Source organism: Treponema sp. OMZ 788, assembly GCF_024181245.1.
Taxonomy (GTDB): domain Bacteria; phylum Spirochaetota; class Spirochaetia; order Treponematales; family Treponemataceae; genus Treponema_B.
Window position 1 is genome coordinate 2239301 of the sequence record NZ_CP051199.1, and the last position, 16475, is coordinate 2255775.

The 16475-nt window shown below is 38.3% G+C and carries 13 protein-coding genes and 1 pseudogene; 7 read left to right on the forward strand and 7 right to left on the reverse strand.

The window, feature by feature from the left end; translation table 11 throughout:
* The first annotated feature begins 3 nt into the window (after positions 1-3).
* The 7 genes from murA to E4O00_RS11185 all read left to right on the forward strand — a co-directional run bounded on the left by murA (position 4) and on the right by E4O00_RS11185 (position 8497).
* Positions 4-1284, forward strand: coding sequence for a UDP-N-acetylglucosamine 1-carboxyvinyltransferase (gene murA, locus E4O00_RS11155; protein ID WP_253677437.1), 1281 nt, complete (start codon positions 4-6; stop codon positions 1282-1284).
* Between the two features lie 114 nt (positions 1285-1398).
* Positions 1399-3633: a methyl-accepting chemotaxis protein gene (locus E4O00_RS11160; RefSeq protein ID WP_253677438.1), complete on the forward strand. Its 2235-nt coding sequence runs from the start codon at positions 1399-1401 to the stop codon at positions 3631-3633.
* A 34-nt stretch (positions 3634-3667) separates the two neighbouring features.
* Entirely contained in the window at positions 3668-4609 is a 942-nt protein-coding gene (locus E4O00_RS11165) for an ABC transporter permease (RefSeq protein ID WP_253677439.1), read from the forward strand.
* 2 nt (positions 4610-4611) lie between these two features.
* Positions 4612-5571 (forward strand): ABC transporter permease, encoded by a 960-nt coding sequence (locus tag E4O00_RS11170; RefSeq protein WP_253677440.1) that lies wholly within the window; start codon positions 4612-4614, stop codon positions 5569-5571.
* Positions 5568-6566, forward strand: a complete 999-nt coding sequence (locus E4O00_RS11175) for an ABC transporter ATP-binding protein (RefSeq protein WP_253677441.1) — start codon at positions 5568-5570, stop codon at positions 6564-6566. Before E4O00_RS11170 ends, E4O00_RS11175 begins: the two co-directional genes overlap by 4 nt.
* A complete protein-coding gene (locus E4O00_RS11180; RefSeq protein WP_253677442.1) occupies positions 6559-7521 on the forward strand; it encodes an ABC transporter ATP-binding protein in 963 nt (320 codons plus the stop codon). The genes E4O00_RS11175 and E4O00_RS11180 overlap by 8 nt, the downstream gene beginning before the upstream one ends.
* 31 nt (positions 7522-7552) lie before the next feature.
* On the forward strand, positions 7553-8497 hold the full coding sequence (locus E4O00_RS11185; RefSeq protein ID WP_253677443.1) for a cation diffusion facilitator family transporter: 945 nt from the start codon (positions 7553-7555) through the stop codon (positions 8495-8497).
* Here the strand turns inward: E4O00_RS11185 and E4O00_RS11190 are convergent.
* The 7 genes and pseudogenes from E4O00_RS11190 to dnaK form a co-directional block, all read right to left on the reverse strand.
* Entirely contained in the window at positions 8494-9294 is an 801-nt protein-coding gene (locus E4O00_RS11190; protein ID WP_253677444.1) for a M15 family metallopeptidase, read from the reverse strand. The genes E4O00_RS11185 and E4O00_RS11190 overlap by 4 nt on opposite strands.
* Before the next feature lie 21 nt (positions 9295-9315).
* The gene (locus E4O00_RS11195) at positions 9316-9639 is read right to left on the reverse strand and encodes an STAS domain-containing protein (RefSeq protein ID WP_253677445.1); all 324 of its coding nucleotides are present in this window, start codon (positions 9637-9639) and stop codon (positions 9316-9318) included.
* A 9-nt stretch (positions 9640-9648) separates the two neighbouring features.
* The gene (locus E4O00_RS11200; RefSeq protein ID WP_253677446.1) at positions 9649-10869 is read right to left on the reverse strand and encodes a PP2C family protein-serine/threonine phosphatase; all 1221 of its coding nucleotides are present in this window, start codon (positions 10867-10869) and stop codon (positions 9649-9651) included.
* The gene (locus tag E4O00_RS11205) at positions 10835-11776 is read right to left on the reverse strand and encodes a hypothetical protein (protein ID WP_253677447.1); all 942 of its coding nucleotides are present in this window, start codon (positions 11774-11776) and stop codon (positions 10835-10837) included. Before E4O00_RS11205 ends, E4O00_RS11200 begins: the two co-directional genes overlap by 35 nt.
* A 3-nt stretch (positions 11777-11779) precedes the next feature.
* Positions 11780-13231, reverse strand: coding sequence for a PP2C family protein-serine/threonine phosphatase (locus E4O00_RS11210; protein WP_253677448.1), 1452 nt, complete (start codon positions 13229-13231; stop codon positions 11780-11782).
* 78 nt (positions 13232-13309) lie between these two features.
* Positions 13310-14447 (reverse strand): annotated as a pseudogene (dnaJ, locus tag E4O00_RS11215) (molecular chaperone DnaJ).
* 77 nt (positions 14448-14524) lie between these two features.
* A complete protein-coding gene (gene dnaK, locus E4O00_RS11220) occupies positions 14525-16471 on the reverse strand; it encodes a molecular chaperone DnaK (RefSeq protein ID WP_253677449.1) in 1947 nt (648 codons plus the stop codon).
* Between the last annotated feature and the right edge of the window lie 4 nt (positions 16472-16475).

Consider the following 16475-nt stretch of genomic DNA (forward strand, 5'->3'; position numbering starts at 1 on the left):
AATATGCACGAATATATTATACAAGGCGGATTCCCTGTAAAGGGAACAATAAAAGCGAGCGGAAATAAAAATGCAGCCCTGCCATGCATTGCTGCTGCCATACTATCGGCAGAGCCCGTTATCCTAAAAAACATTCCCGAAATTGAGGATGTGTTTGTAATGCTTCAAGTTTTTGAGGCCTTGGGCGGACATTACGAAAAGATAGAAAAAAACGTATTTAAACTCCGAATGGAAAATGTAAAAACAAGCAAGATACCTGAAGATCTTGCATCAAAGATAAGGGCATCCATTCTATTTGCGGGGCCGCTTTTGGCAAGAACAGGCAAGGCTATTCTCCCTCCTCCCGGAGGCGATGTTATAGGAAGACGCCGTCTCGATACTCATTTTTTAGCCCTGACTGAATTGGGTGCAAGAGTTGAAACCGATCAAAATTTTTCTTTTATCGCACACAAATTGATGGGAGAAGATATATTTTTAGATGAAGCCTCAGTTACCGCAACCGAAAATGCCATCATGGCTGCCAGCCTTGCAGAAGGAACTACCATTATATCAAATGCCGCAAGCGAACCTCATGTTCAGGAGCTGTGCAATATGTTAAATAAGATGGGTGCAAAAATCAGCGGAGTAGGTTCAAATATATTGACCATCGAAGGGGTCGAAAAACTAGGCGGTACAGAACACCGCATAGGTCCCGACTATATGGAAATAGGCTCTTTTATCGGGCTTGCCGCCGTTACCCGCGGTCAGCTTAAAATTACGGATGTAGAACCGAGAGACATGAGACCCTTGCGTGTAGCCTTCGGAAAATTGGGCATAGGCTGGACCTTGGAAGGAAACACCCTTACCGTTCCCGACAAACAAAAGATGCAGGTAAACTGCGACCTTGGAGGAATGATTCCCAAAATTGATGACGCTCCTTGGCCGGGCTTTCCGCCTGATCTTACAAGCATCATGACAGTAATTGCAACACAGGTAGAAGGCACGGTTTTAATCCACGAAAAAATGTTTGAATCCAGAATGTTCTTTGTGGATAAGCTGATCGGAATGGGAGCCCGCATTACCTTGTGCGATCCTCATCGAGCTGTAATTTCGGGACCAAGCTCCCTCCACGGAAGCGAGTTGGTTTCTCCCGATGTAAGAGCCGGAATGGCCATGGTAATAGCCGCCTGCTGTGCCCGAGGAGAAAGCATTATCCGAAATGTCTACCAGATAGAAAGAGGTTATGAACACCTAGTCGAAAGACTTCAATCTATAGGCGTAAAAATAGAACGAAGCGAAAAATAGAAGCATCCTTTATTTTAGGAGCTATTGACCATACTTTATTTTTATTGTAAATTCTCGCCTGACTGTATATCTTTAATCGCAGTGTGCCGCTAGATAACATTTCGGGGGATAATTATGAATGAAATCAATGGTAACGAAACCTCAAAATTTAAAAACATAAAAAAATACTCTACTTTAACAATTAGAAAAAAAATAATAATTGCGTTAATTTCTGTTTTGTCATTTTTTTTGATTGCAACAAGTTTAGTTCTTGTAAAAAAACTTGGCGATACTTCAAAACGGAATGCAGTTGTAAAACTATATGACTCCAGTAGAAATCTTGGAGCCTTTGTAGAAAAGGTTATAAAAACAGTATATGATACAAACAAAACCTTAGCTAAAACATTTGAATCTTTTCAAGATATTCCTCCCGAAAATAGAAGAACTTATTTTAATACCTTACAAAAAGAGATTCTAAAGGATTCCGACAAATTTGTAGATGTATGGACTGTGTGGGAACCTGATGCCTTAGATAACCTTGACAGTAAATTTAAAAATACGGCAGGGCATGATGATACCGGAAGGTTTATTCCCTATTGGACAAAAATTGACGGTAAAATCTCAATGGTAGCTCTAACCGATTATGTAGACAGTTTTTGGTATGAAGTACCTAAGACCTCTCAAAAAGGTATTTTGATTGAACCCAATAATTATGGATTGCAAGGTAAAATGCTTTATGTTGCAGGTACAGCAATTCCTCTACGGGATAAAAAAGACAAAATTGTGGGAGTTGTAGGAATCGACTATACCCTCGATTATATGCAGGAGCAGCTTTCAAAAGAAGTGTTTTTTGAAACAGGCTATGCAATTCTTATTTCGGCAGAAGGAACGGTCCTTGCACATAGAAATAAAAACCTAATTTCAAAAAAGCTTCCCGAATTTGAGAACAAAGAAACGGCTGTTTATTTTTCGGATGCAAAAAAATCTCTTAATCCGTTTTTACTTGAAACTGTCGTAAATGAAGCAAATCATCTTGAAGTATTTACACCCATAAAGATAGGAGAAACAAATGAAATATGGTTTGTGGGTACATCAACACCGGAAAAAGAGATATATAAAGAAAGTAAAAATTTAATTAAACTTGTTTCACTGATTTTATTGATAGGCTTTATTGCATCAATAATTATTTTAACATTTATAGTAAACGGAATCACTAGAAGAATATCGAGTGTAGTTAAGGCTCTCAGAAATATTGCTCAAGGTGACGGAGATTTAACAGCCCGCTTAGTAGGAAAAGGCAAGGATGAAATTGCAGACCTATCTCATTCCTTTAATCAGACGATAGAAAAAATAGGTTTTACAGTAAAAAATGTTGCAAACAGTGCTGCTGATATGCAAAAGACGGGAGAAGATCTTGCAGTAAATGTTTTTGAAACCGCAAGTTCAATAGGGCAAATAAGCAAAAATATTTTGAAGGTAAAAGATCAAGCTGAATCTCAATCGGCAAGCGTAGGCGAGGCAACTGCAAATGTTGAACAAATTCTTCAAACAATAAGACAGCTCGACGGCCGTATTGAAAGTCAGACTGCAAATGTTGCTCAATCATCTTCAGCAATTGAAGAAATGGTTGCTAATATTTCTTCAGTCACAAGAATATTGGATCAAAGCGATTCGGCAATTAAAGAATTGGCAGATGCAACAGTCTACGGAAAAGAAGCCCTTCATCTTTCAAATTCGGTTACGCATAAAATTGCAGAAGAATCCGGAAGTTTGATTGAAGCATCAAATGTAATCCAGCATATTGCCAGCCAGACAAATCTCTTAGCAATGAATGCGGCAATTGAAGCAGCCCATGCAGGCGAAGCAGGAAGAGGATTTGCCGTCGTCGCAGATGAAATAAGAAAATTGGCCGAAGAATCCAGTATGCAGGGAAAATCAATATCCTCTGCCCTCAAAAAATTCTCGGAGGAAATTTCCATATTAGCAACTTCTTCAAAAACAGTAGAACAAAAATTTAATGCAATATTTGAGCTTGCTGAAAATGTAAAATCAATGAGCAGCAGTGTAATGGCTGCAATGCGAGAGCAAGAGAGCGGAAGTCATGAAGTTCTATCGGCAATTCAGGATATAAACAACATAACTGTAGATGTTCAAGAAGGCTCAGGCGAAATGCTTAAGGCCGGTGAAGATGCCGTCAAAGAAATGAACAGGCTTGGGGGATTAACACAGATCATAAATAACAGCATCCAAGAAATGTCGGCAGGAACAAGCCAAATACAAACCTCCTGTTCTGAAGTAAAAGGGATTTCTCAAAAAAACAGAATGAATATTGAAGCTCTGGCTAAAGAAGTAGGCAAATTCAAAATATAATGAAGGCAGCTTAACAAAAAGGCTCACTTTAAAGATGCTTAACTTTATTTTTAAGAGAATTTTATATGGTATTCTTACAATGTTCATTGTTGCCAGTATTACCTTTTTTTTGGTGCATATTATTCCGGGGAACCCGATTGAAACAATAGCGGAAAATTTACCTGAAGAAAGACGCAATGAGCTTTACTCGCAATACGGATACGATAAACCTCTTGTTACTCAGTATATAGTTTTTTGGAAAAATCTTTTGGTTAAGGGAGATTTAGGCACTTCACTTTATTACCGCGGAAGACTTGTTACAGATGTAATAAAAACCCATGCACCCGTGTCGGCGAGGCTGGGACTTCAAGCCTTATTTTTCGGAGTATCGGTAGGTTTAGTGTTAGGCATCGTAGCAGCCGTAAACCGCGGAAAAAAATTCGATTACAGTGTAATCTTAATTGCTGTTATAGGAATTTCCATTCCCAATTTTGTGTTGGGACAAACTCTGCAATATTTTTGTGGCATCAAACATAATCTTCTGCCTATTACGGGCTGGGGCAGTTTTAAATATACCGTTCTGCCTTCCTTGGCCTTAGCCATAGGCCCTGTTGCAAAGTATTCCCGATATATGCGTTCCAACTATTTGGATATTATAAATCAAGATTATATTTTAACTGCAAGAGCAAAGGGTGCTTCACAGATAAGAATTATAAAAAGCCATATTTTGCGTAATGCATTTTTGCCTATCATAACCATGCTCGGCCCTCAAATTGCATTTACATTTACGGGAACTTTTATCATCGAAAATATTTTTTCTGTTCCGGGCTTAGGCTCATATTTTGTACGCTCAATTTCCGAAAGGGATTATACAATGGTAATGGGGCAAACAATTTTTATTTCTTTTTTATATGTAACATCTCTCATTATAGTAGATATAGCTTATAACTTGCTTGATCCGAGAATTAAGGTCCAAGCAAAAAATGAGGTTATTTAAAAATGGATGAAAAAATATTAAATACGGATGACCATCTTAAAGAAGTCAATTTAACTCCGGCTGATTTTGAACCGGTAATAAGAACAAAAAAAACGCTTCAAACGACAAGGGTAAGCATAGGTTTTTGGGAAGATGTAAGACGGAGATTTAAAAAGAGCAAGAGGGCTATTTTTTCTTGTGCAGTTTTAGGCTTAATTATTTTGATATGCACATTGGGCCCTGTTGTAAGCGGATACTCCGCAGATGACGGAAACCTAAAAGAAAAAAATCTAAGCCCTTCTTTTTCTCATTTTTTCGGAACCGATGAATTAGGCCGCGATATATTTACACGAGTCTGTAAAGGCGGACGGGTTTCTCTTATAATTGCAATTGTAGGAGCGGCTATCGACATGAGCATAGGTTTAATTTATGGAGGAGCTTCAGCCTATGCCGGAGGAAGAACCGATACAATCATGATGCGTATTGTCGAAATCCTTTCAAGCATTCCGTATTTAATTACGGCGATTTTAATTTCTCTTATTTTCGGCAAAGGAATTTTTTCTATTATCATTGCAATGACAATTACAGGTTGGTGCTTTACGGCTCGTCTTGTGCGCGGTCAGGTCTTACAGATAAAAAATCAAGATTTTATTTTGGCGGCCCGAGCCTTAGGCACAAGCTCATTTAAAATTATCTTAAAACATTTACTTCCCAACACTGTTAGCATTATGATAATAGCCCTAACATTTGATATTCCTTCATTTATTTTCGGTGAAGCCTTTTTATCTTATATAGGCTTAGGCATTCAGCCGCCTTATACAAGCTGGGGAGTCTTAGCTTCGGAAGCTCAAAAAACAATGCTTTTTTTTCCTTACCAATTATTTTTTCCGGCTCTTTTTATAAGCATGACAATTTTATCCTTGCAGATTATAGGCGATGCACTGCGGGATGCAATGGACCCGCATTTAAGGAAGTATAAATGAAGCCTATTTTACAAGTTAAAGATTTAGAAGTTACATTTAAAAATTACGGCGGAACAATTCATGCCGTGAACGGAATCTCTTTTAATCTATACGAAGATGAAACGCTTGTTCTTGTCGGAGAGTCAGGCTGCGGAAAAAGCGTTACGGCTCATTCGATTTTAAAACTCCTCCCCGGAAAAAAAACACGCATACACGAAAAATCACAAATTATTTTTGAAGATAAAAATATCTTGGAATACTCCGAAGAAGAAATGCAGCACATAAGAGGAAACGAAATATCCATGATATTTCAAGACCCCTTGAGCTATCTAAACCCTACAATGCCAATAGGTAAACAGGTCATGGAAAGCATTTTGATTCATCAAAAGGTAAGCAAAAAAGAAGCCTTAGTGCGAACAATAAAAATATTAGAGCTGGCTCAAATCCCTGATCCGGAAAAAAGGCTAAAACAATATCCTCACGAATTTTCGGGAGGCATGAGGCAAAGGGTTTTAATTTCTATAGCCCTTGCAAGTAATCCTAAAATTTTAATTGCAGATGAACCGACAACTGCCCTGGATGTTACAATTCAAGCCGAAATCTTGGAGCTGATACAAAAAATTCAAAAAGAAACAAAGACAGCCGTAATGCTCATCACCCACGACCTCGGAATTGCAGCAGAAGTTGCAGACCGCATTCAGGTTATGTATGCCGGAAAAATTATCGAGCGCGGAAGGGCCGAGCATATTTTTAAAAACGCCCAACACCCTTACACTAAGGCATTGCTCGCAGCCGTCCCCTCAGTAGACCAATTAAAAGAAAATAAACTTTATGCGCCGGAAGGCAATCATCCCGATATGCTTTCTCTTTCAAAAGGCTGCGCCTTTGCAGACAGGTGCGAAAAATGTATGAAGGTTTGCCTTATACATAGACCTCCCGAAATGAGGGTAAGCGAGGATCATCTTACTTCCTGCTGGCTTCAGCATGATTTTGCAAAAGGAAAAAACAATGGCTGATACTCTTTTAGAAGTTTGCAATTTAAAAAAGTTTTTTCGATTGAACCGTAAAGAAATTTTACATGCAGTCGATGATGTAAGCTTTTCGGTAAACCGCGGAGAAACGGTAGGCATAGTAGGCGAATCCGGCTGCGGAAAAACCACTCTGGGAAGAACGGTCCTCGGCCTTTACCGCCCCAACGGGGGAAAAATAATTTTTGACGGGACCGAAATCGGTTCAGCCTCAAAAAAAGAATTGCATGCTTTTAAAAAGAGAGCCCAAATAATTTTACAGGATCCCTTTGCTTCTTTTAACCCCCGCATGACAATTTCGCAAATTATTTCGGAGGGCATGGAAGCACATAATTTGTATAAAACAAAAAAAGAAAGAGAAGAGGCCGTATACTCTCTTCTTGAAACGGTAGGTCTTGTTCCCGAACATGCAAATAGATTTCCTCATGAATTTTCAGGCGGTCAAAGACAAAGGATAGGAATTGCAAGGGCCTTGGCTGTGCAGCCTGAGTTTATAGTCTGCGATGAGCCGATTTCTTCTCTCGACGTTTCGATTCAAGCTCAGATAATAAATTTATTGATAAGACTTCAAAAAGAATTTAAAATGACCTATCTATTTATTGCTCACGATTTATCTATCGTAAAATATATTTCCGATAAGGTAGGCGTTATGTATTCGGGGAAACTTGTAGAGTTTGCAAAAAGTGCAGACCTATATAAAAAACCGATTCATCCTTATTCGCAAGCCTTAATTTCTGCAATACCAAGTACCGATATAGATGCTCCCATGTCGGCACGGCGTATTCATATTAAGGGAGAAATAAGCAGTGCAATCAATCCGCCCCAAGGCTGCCGCTTTTACAAACGCTGCCCAAAGGCTTTTGAAAAGTGTACACTAATTCAGCCTAAATTAATCGAAACCGAAGAAGGCCATTTTACAGCCTGCCATTTAATTCAAGATTGATTTTATTTTGACGTTTTGGTATACTAAACAAATGAATAGTGATAACAGAATAAAAATCGTTAGAATCGCCTCTCTTACGGCTCTTATCGGAAATATAATAATCTGCACAGCAAAACTTATAGTGGGAATTTATGCAGACAGCCTTTCGGTAATAGGCGACGGCATCGACTCTGCAACAGATGTAGCGATTTCCGTTATGACTCTTGCAGTCAGTTTTATAATAAGCCGTCCGTCGGATAAAGAACATCCGTGGGGGCATCAAAGGGCTGAAACCATGGCTTCTTTAATCTTGGCCTTTATTATCATGACAGCAGGTTTTCAACTTTTTTTGACAGCCGGAGGAAAACTTATAAATGTTTATAGAGGAACGGCAGCTATTCCGATGCCTCATATACTTGCGCTTATCGTCACCCTGTCTTCAATCGCAATTAAACTCCTTTTAGCCTTAAACCAACATATATTGGGCAAAAAAGCCGGCAGCATGATGATTCAGGCTAATGCAAAAAATATGACAAATGATGTAATTCTTTCCGGTTCGGTTTTAACAGGCCTTGCAATTTCACATTTTTTTAAGGCTCCTTTTTTTGATGCAATTACGGCCCTTCTTGTAAGCCTTTGGATTATGAAGTCAGCCATAGAGCTTTTTATGGAGCTGAATGTTGAATTAATGGACGGAAATACAAACGATATTTTGTACAAACAATTATTTGAGGCCGTAAATTCCGTTGAAGGAGCTCATAATCCTCACCGAGCAAGAATAAGGAGGATGGCAAATCTCTTAGATATAGATTTGGATATTGAGGTCGATGCCGGAATAAGCATCTGCGAGGGGCATTCTATAGCAGAAAAAGTAACCTCAGCAATCAAAGAAAAAATAGAAAATGTTTACGATGTAATGGTACACATTGAACCATACGGAATTCATAACTGCGAGGAAGAAGGATTCGGGCTTTCCGAAAAAGATATAAACAACTAATTTAGCTTTGCTTTCTCTTTTTTCCAAAGGTCAATAAATTCCAGCATATATTGTTGAATATCGCCAAACCATTCCTTTTGAAACTTGCAAGCCTCAACGCCCAAATACCTATAGTGCCAGCTCTCCCATTTATACCCTGTAATATGCTCCATATCTTTAGGGTAAGATAGGGACCAACCGTACTTCCATGCGTTTTTAAGCATCCATTTTCCTGCAGCAGTATCGGCATAAGAATCGTCAATACTCCCCAAATCAATTGCAGTACCGAGCTGGTGCTGACTAGCTCCCGGCTGCGCAGAAAATATGGAAGTTTCATGCGGTCCATATTCTTTAACATATTTTTTGAAAAGTTGAGATTGATGTGTATAATCTCTATAAGCGGATCTAATCAATATTTCAACACCATCTTTTTGTGCCGCTTCAGATATCCGCTGCAATGGCCTCTCGGCAATTTTTGCAAGATAAATATCATGCCGATAAAGAACATATTTTCTGTCTTTTATATTTACCAATAATATAATATTTTTAGGTGTATAATTTTTATCAAGACGGTTAAGTTTATCCACCAAAATCAATTCATCTTCTTTTTCATTTTTGAGAACAACATTTAAATCTTTAAAAAAAATGACACGGTTTTTATCTATTTTATCAAAGATCTGTTTAGGAAATCTTTTTGAAATATATGTATAAACTTTTTTATATACATCTTCATCTGCTAATTTATCCTTGGGATAAATAGAACACACCAATATCAAAAAGAGAAATAACGAGAAATTTTTTTTTATAGAAAAATACATATTTTAATATTGTAAAACTATTTAGATCTCATTAACTGAATGGATAATGTTAAAGACATCAGAAAAACCCGTTGAGTCCAAAGCCATTTTGACATCCTTAGCAGGATTCAAAATATACATCTTGTGCCCATTATCTTCGCTATCGTTATGAGCAGACATCAGCACTCCGATTCCCGATGATGATAATGTTGTTACTTTTGATAAATCCAAAATTGTATCATGATCTTTAATTGCTGAATATACTTTTTTTTCAAAATCACCGGATGTATAAAGATTAACAGTGCCTTCGATAGTTAATAACAAACGTCCGGATACATGCGATTCATTAATAATTAAATTCTCCATAAAACTTCCTTATATATGTTTAAATGTCATAATAGTGATATCATCTTCAATTTCATGGGCAATATAATCCAAAAAAGTTTTATATATTGCATTGGAAATCTCTTTAGCAGACTTAGTCTTATTCGCTGCAATTAAGCGGCGTACTCTATCATTTCCAAATTTATCTCCTTTTAAGTTTTTTGAATCCAGCAAACCGTCAGTAGTAAATACTATAATATCGTTACGGTTCATTGTTATTTTTCTTACCTTTAGGAAAGGTCTGATATTTTTTACAAAACCCAATACTCTTCCTTCTCCCTGTATTTCGATAACATTTTTATAAGAATCAATGTACATCGACATGAGAGGAATACCGCAGTTAAGATAATATATTGTTGAAGTCTTAAAATCTATAATACCGAAAAGACCTGCAAGGAAGGTTCCCTTAGGAAGATTATTTTTAATAAATGAATTTATTTTTACAACAAGCTCTTTAAAATCCGGCGTTTCAGAAAGATAGGTATGCATAACGGATTTCAAAATAACCATTGACATACTTGCACTCAAACCCTTACCTGAAACATCACCTATCAAAAATAAATATCTATCCTCAGATAATCTAATAAAGTCTGTAAAATCGCCTCCTAACTGGTGGGCCGAAAAAGCAACAGAATCCACATCGATAACTTTTTTTTCTACAATATCTATATTCTTTTGAATTGCTCCGATAATTTGATCGGACATTTCTATCTCCCTATCGAGAATAAGAACAATATCCTGCTTTGCAATATTCCTTAAATAGTAAACAACCAAAAAGAAGTAAGAGTAAAGACTGTTTAATACATCAAAATCATAAGTTGTATAAGCTTCGTTTCTTTTTTTGGAAGAAACAGAAATAACGCCTATTAACTTTTGACTCTCGCGTACACAAATCAATATTTCGGCATCTACACTGTTCATAAAGCCGATCAATTCGCTTCGAACACTCGAAAAAGAAGGATTTGTTAAAACTTGTGATCTCATTATAACCTGAATATTCTCATTCAACAAAAATTCAAAGATAGGCTGATTGGCATTAAAAGTTGAAGTTACACCCAATGTAGAGTAAACAGGTTCCAAGGTTTCGCTTTCGCTTGCAATGAATATATTTATGGATCCGGCATTAAGCCGCTCCAGCAAAATATTCGAAAATGTATTCATGACTTTTTCGCGGCCTTCAGTATAATCTAGCTGCTGTAATTTTTTCTTCAATAGCACTTGCATATTCGGATTTATCACCCAAGAACCATCTAAATTTTTGCGATACAAAATTTCTGATAACCAGAGAAACAAGAGCTCCAACAACCAACAAAATAACCTGAACATAAAAATTTCGAACATATGTCAAAACCCACGAAGCCCAAAATCCTGTCATGGCCGCAAAAATTAAAATGAAGGTCAAAAATCTAAGTAGAGCAAAGGCCAATTGTTTTCTATCATAAACCATTGAGGTAGAAAATCCTGATGAAGTAAAGAAAACTAAAAGAAGATAACCAAGGGGCGTTATAGCAATTGCCCATGAAAATATTGTAGCAAGATAATATACAATACCCCAAAGGATTGCACAAAGAAGAAGTGCCGCAAAAAATATTATCATCTGCTGTTTGTGAATTCTACTTCTTTCATTAAAAATTTTATATATAGAAATACCCATCGCCAAAATAGGTATAAACAAAAGAAGAGTTCTTTCAAAAATATCTGCTGCGGGATTACCGGCAAGTATAACAGATGCAAATTTAAAACCCGATAAGGGATTCCAAAAAAAGCCTTTTATAAAGAAAATTGCCAATGAAGCAATTAGCAAATGCAAAATACCATTGAACACTGTAAAAGTAATGTTTTTTTGGGGCTCAAAATAAGGCATTTTTACCGTAAACTGCAAGGTAAAAAACGAAATTAAAACCATGCCCATCATAAATATTTTAGAAACAATAACAATGATATTCGAAAAGTTAAAATATAAGGCCAATATTAAGATTAAAAACAGCAAGGTAGTGATTACCGTAGTACCTGCAATCATAAAAAGATCTCGAGCATGGGGTTCTTTTCTGAAAACAAGGCTTATAGCCAATATGGTTAAAACGACCAGAAAAAAGAATACAAAAACAATCAGACCCATAATTTACCCCTTAACCTTAGCACACATTATAGTAATGTCATCCCTCATGGGCTGATTACCTGCATGAGTATAAGCCAAACCTGCAACCTTTTTAACTATATCATCTGCACTATATTGAACAAAAGATTTTATAGATTCCATATATGTGCCGGTCTCAGCTAATTCGACACCTTCATCATTCATAGCCTCGGGCACACCGTCTGTCATCATCAAAATTACATCACCCCGATAAAGAGGCCTTTCATGCACTTCTATTTTATCAAATTCAATAATCCCTACAATGCTGCAAGTAGATTCTAGAACCTTCACCTTATATCCGTCAGGAGATTCCGTGAGAATCATAGGATCTTCCATTGAGGCATTAACATATTTTATAGTCATTTTTTCGGTATCGACCAAGCCTAAAAATAAAACCGTATATTTATCCAAAAGGCCCATTCGCTTTATAGCACTGTCAACAGCCAAAATCAGTGCAGGAAGATCTTCTTTATTCTTTGCTATTTTAAGCGTATTTACAACAATACCCATAACCAAAGCCGCCGAAAGCCCCTTACCGGAAACATCACCTACAACTAAAAGCGTCTTATTATCATCAACCTTAATAGCATCATAATAATCGCCTGATACATTTACAAGAGGTTTAAAATAAGCGGCAAGTTCAAGCATGGGCATTTCAGGAAGTTTTTGCGGTAAGAAGGCTCTCTGTGTATTGGCAACCATGTTCCATTCCTGACTTAATTCAGAAAAATGTAAAAGCTGCTCAAGAGTAGTAACTCTGTTTTGGTAGGTCAAAAGTTCGGAAAACATTGTATCAAAAATTTCGGACTCAACCTCATTAAAATATCCGCAAATAATAAAAAAATGGATTTTTTCTAAGAGTACCGCAGCAATCCGTGCTTTTTTTAGTTTACATTTCTGCATCCCTGCATTAAAAAAATAAACGCCTTCCTTGTATTCTGCCGTAATTTCATGAAGCGAAGAAAAAGTTTCGGGAGAGGATGCAAATCTTGAGGAACTGTTATATAATACGATATTTTCAACAGGATCTACAATCATAACCGAGCAATCGCCTGAATACTCAAGCTCGTTTTGAACGGTATCTATCAAATTTTCGATAGTATAACAAAACCTGATTTTTTTTAAGAATTCGGTGAATACCTTAGTCTTAGGTTTATCATATGCCTTGTTTTCTATTTTTTTATAAAATGTACGTATAAGATAGTCTGCAAATATTGCAACAATGACAAAGACCAAGGCTCCGATGACAAATCTGTGAAACTGAGTTATCTCAGGGATCCTTGCCAAACGGCTTACAGCCAGAGTCATATCATTAGCAGAATAAAATTTACCTAAAAACAAAAACCTTGGACTTATAAATATCAAGAAAAGAGCAAAAACACTACCCATTCCAATACTTATTAGAATATTTGAAAGTAATTTGCGTAATTTTATCATTATGACCTCTCCAGCTTAAGAGGCATTATATCATAAAATAAAATAAAGATAAAGTAGAAAAAAGTCTAACTGACTATTTTAAGGCAAATCCTTTAAGGCTATGAGGCTTGGATTTTCATTTTCGCCCTCAAGTTCGGAAATTTCCTGCAAAAGTTTTTTTGACTTTGATGACAACTTTGAAGGAATTTGAACTTGAATTTGAATATAAAGATCTCCCTTTCGGCCTATACCTGTTGGAACTCCTTCGCCCCGGATTCTTAAAAGTTTTCCGTTTTGCGTTCCGGCAGGGATTTTAAGCTTTAAGGTTTTTTTCGTCAAGGGATTTAATGTTTATTTCTCCGCCCAAGGCAGCCTGAGTCATCGAGATGGGGACTGCACAATAGAGGTCGATTCCATTCCGTTCAAAATGAGGATGGGCTTGTACAAAGATAAATACAAATAGGTCTCCGTAGTCTCCTCCGCCCTGACCGGCACTTCCCTGGCTTGGGATTGTAATGCGTTTTCCGTTTTCGACACCGGCAGGAATGGTAACTATTATTCTCTGTTTTTTTCGTTCTAAGCCGTTTCCGCCGCATTTTTTACACGGTTTTTCTATTATAGAGCCTTCACCGCCGCAGGTCGGACATGGCCTAGATATTGAAAAAAAGCCGTTACTTTGGCGTACCTGTCCTGTTCCCTTACAATCAGGGCACATCTTCTTTGAACTGCCGCTTTCACTGCCTGATCCGTGACATTCGGAGCATTTTTCGTTGCGGGTATAGCTTAACTCGGCTTTTTTGCCGTAAACTGCATCGACAAAAGAAATTTGAAGATCATAACGAAGGTTTGAGCCGCGCATAGGTCCTGCATGACGGCCTCCAAAGCCTGAGCTTCGTCCGAAAGCACTCCCGAATAAATTTTCAAAAATATCGGAAAAGCCGCCTCCGAAGATGTCTTCAAAACCTTGGAAGGCTGAAGGATCATAGCCTCCGCCGCCGGACATTCCGTCTACACCTGCATGGCCGAATTGGTCATACATGCTGCGCTTTTTTTCATCGATAAGAATTTCATAAGCTTCAGTTGCTTCTTTAAATTTTTCTTCAGCTGCCTTATCCCCTTGGTTTTTATCGGGATGATATTTGATTGCTAATTTTCGATATGCTTTTTTGATTTCGTCATTTGAGGCCTTTTTATCTACGCCTAAAACCTCATAATAGTCTCTTTTAGATGCCGGCACTAAAAACTCCCAGTATAAAAATTTATTAAGCGGAGAAAAGATATACTCTTCTCCGCTCTTTTAGTTCTTTTGTCTATTTATTTATCATTATCATCATTTACGACTTCATAGTCAACATCATCGGCTGTACCGGTGTTGGGGCCTGCTCCGGAAGCACCGTAATTGGGGCCGCCCTGCTGAGCACCCTGAGCTCCTGCGTTGGGATCTGCTCCTGCTTGAGCTCCTTGCTGCTTGTACATTTCTTCTGCAATCTTATAGGCTGCCTGCTGGAGGCTTTCGGTCTTTGCCTTAATGTCGGCCGTATTATCCGAAGTAAGAGACTGTTTTAAATCGGCTATTGCAGTTTCAATCTGCTGCTTATCGGCAGCCCCTATCTTGTCTCCCATTTCTTTGAGAGTTTTTTCGGTTTGATAAATAAGAGAGTCTGCATTATTTTTTGCCTCAACCTTTTCTCTTTCAAGCTTATCGTTTTCGGCATTGGCCTCAGCCTCTTTAACCATTCTGTCGATTTCGCTCTCACTTAGGCCGCTGGAGCTTTCGATGCGGATGTGCTGTTCTTTTCCTGTTCCGAGGTCTTTAGCCGAAACGTGAACAATACCGTTAGCATCAATATCGAAGGTAACTTCAATCTGCGGAACGCCGCGGGGTGCCGGAGGAATACCTACGAGGTCAAAGTTGCCGAGAGTTCTGTTCTGGCTGGCCATACCGCGCTCACCCTGCAATACATGGATGGAAACGGCAGTCTGTCCGTCGGCAGCTGTCGAGAAGACCTGACTCTTTCTCGTCGGAATAGTGGTATTTCGGTTGATAAGAGGAGTAAATACGCCTCCCATTGTCTCGATACCCAATGAAAGAGGAGTAACATCCAAGAGAAGAACATCTTTAACGTCTCCTCCCAAGATACCGCCCTGAATAGCGGCTCCCATTGCTACTGCCTCATCGGGGTTTACGCTCTTAGAGCCTTCTTTACCGAAAATTTCTTTTATAATCTGCAAAATTTTGGGCATTCGGGTTGAACCGCCGACCAAAAGAATTTCGTCGATTTTGTCGGGAGAAATACCGGCATCCTTCAATGCTTTGCGGCAAGGCTCCTTTGTTCTTTCAAAGAGGTCTTCGGTCATCTGCTCGAACTTAGCCCTGGATAAGCTCTTTTGTAAGTGCTTAGGCCCGTTTGCATCGGCTGTGATAAAGGGCAAGTTTATATCGGCATTTGCAACTGAAGAAAGCTCAATCTTTGCCTTTTCGGCAGCTTCGCGCAAGCGCTGTAAGGCCATTCTATCCTTAGAAAGGTCGATACCGGTATCCTTTTTAAACTCGTCAACAAGCCAGTTTACTATTCGGTTATCGAAGTCGTCACCGCCTAAGTGGGTATCTCCGTTTGTGGATTTTACTTCAAAAACACCGTCACCAAGTTCGAGAATAGAAATATCGAAGGTTCCTCCTCCAAGGTCGTATACGGCGATTGTTTTTTCTTTTTTAGAGTCCTTGTTAAAACCGAAGGCCAAGGAAGCGGCTGTGGGCTCGTTTATAATTCGCTTTACTTCCAAACCGGCGATTTTTCCTGCATCCTTTGTTGCTTGCCTTTGAGCATCATTAAAATAAGCCGGAACAGTTATAACGGCTTCGGTTACGGTTTCGCCGAGATAGTCTTCGGCTGTTTTTTTCATTTTTTGCAGAATAAAGGCGGAAATTTCCTGTGTGGAATAAAGTTTTCCGTCAATGTCGATTCTTACATCATCGCCCTGAGGTACGATTTTGTAGGGAACCCGCTTTAACTCGTCTGTGAGTTCATTGTAGCGGTGTCCGATAAAGCGTTTTACCGAGTAAACCGTTCTTTCGGGGTTGGTAATCATTTGGTTTTTTGCAGGCTGGCCTACAACCCTTTCATCTTTTGAGGTAAAACCTACAATGGACGGAGTTGTTCTTCCGCCTTCAGAGTTCGGTATAACAACAGGCTCGCCGCCTTCCATTACCGATACACAAGAGTTTGTTGTTCCTAAGTCAATTCCAATAATCTTTCCCATTTTC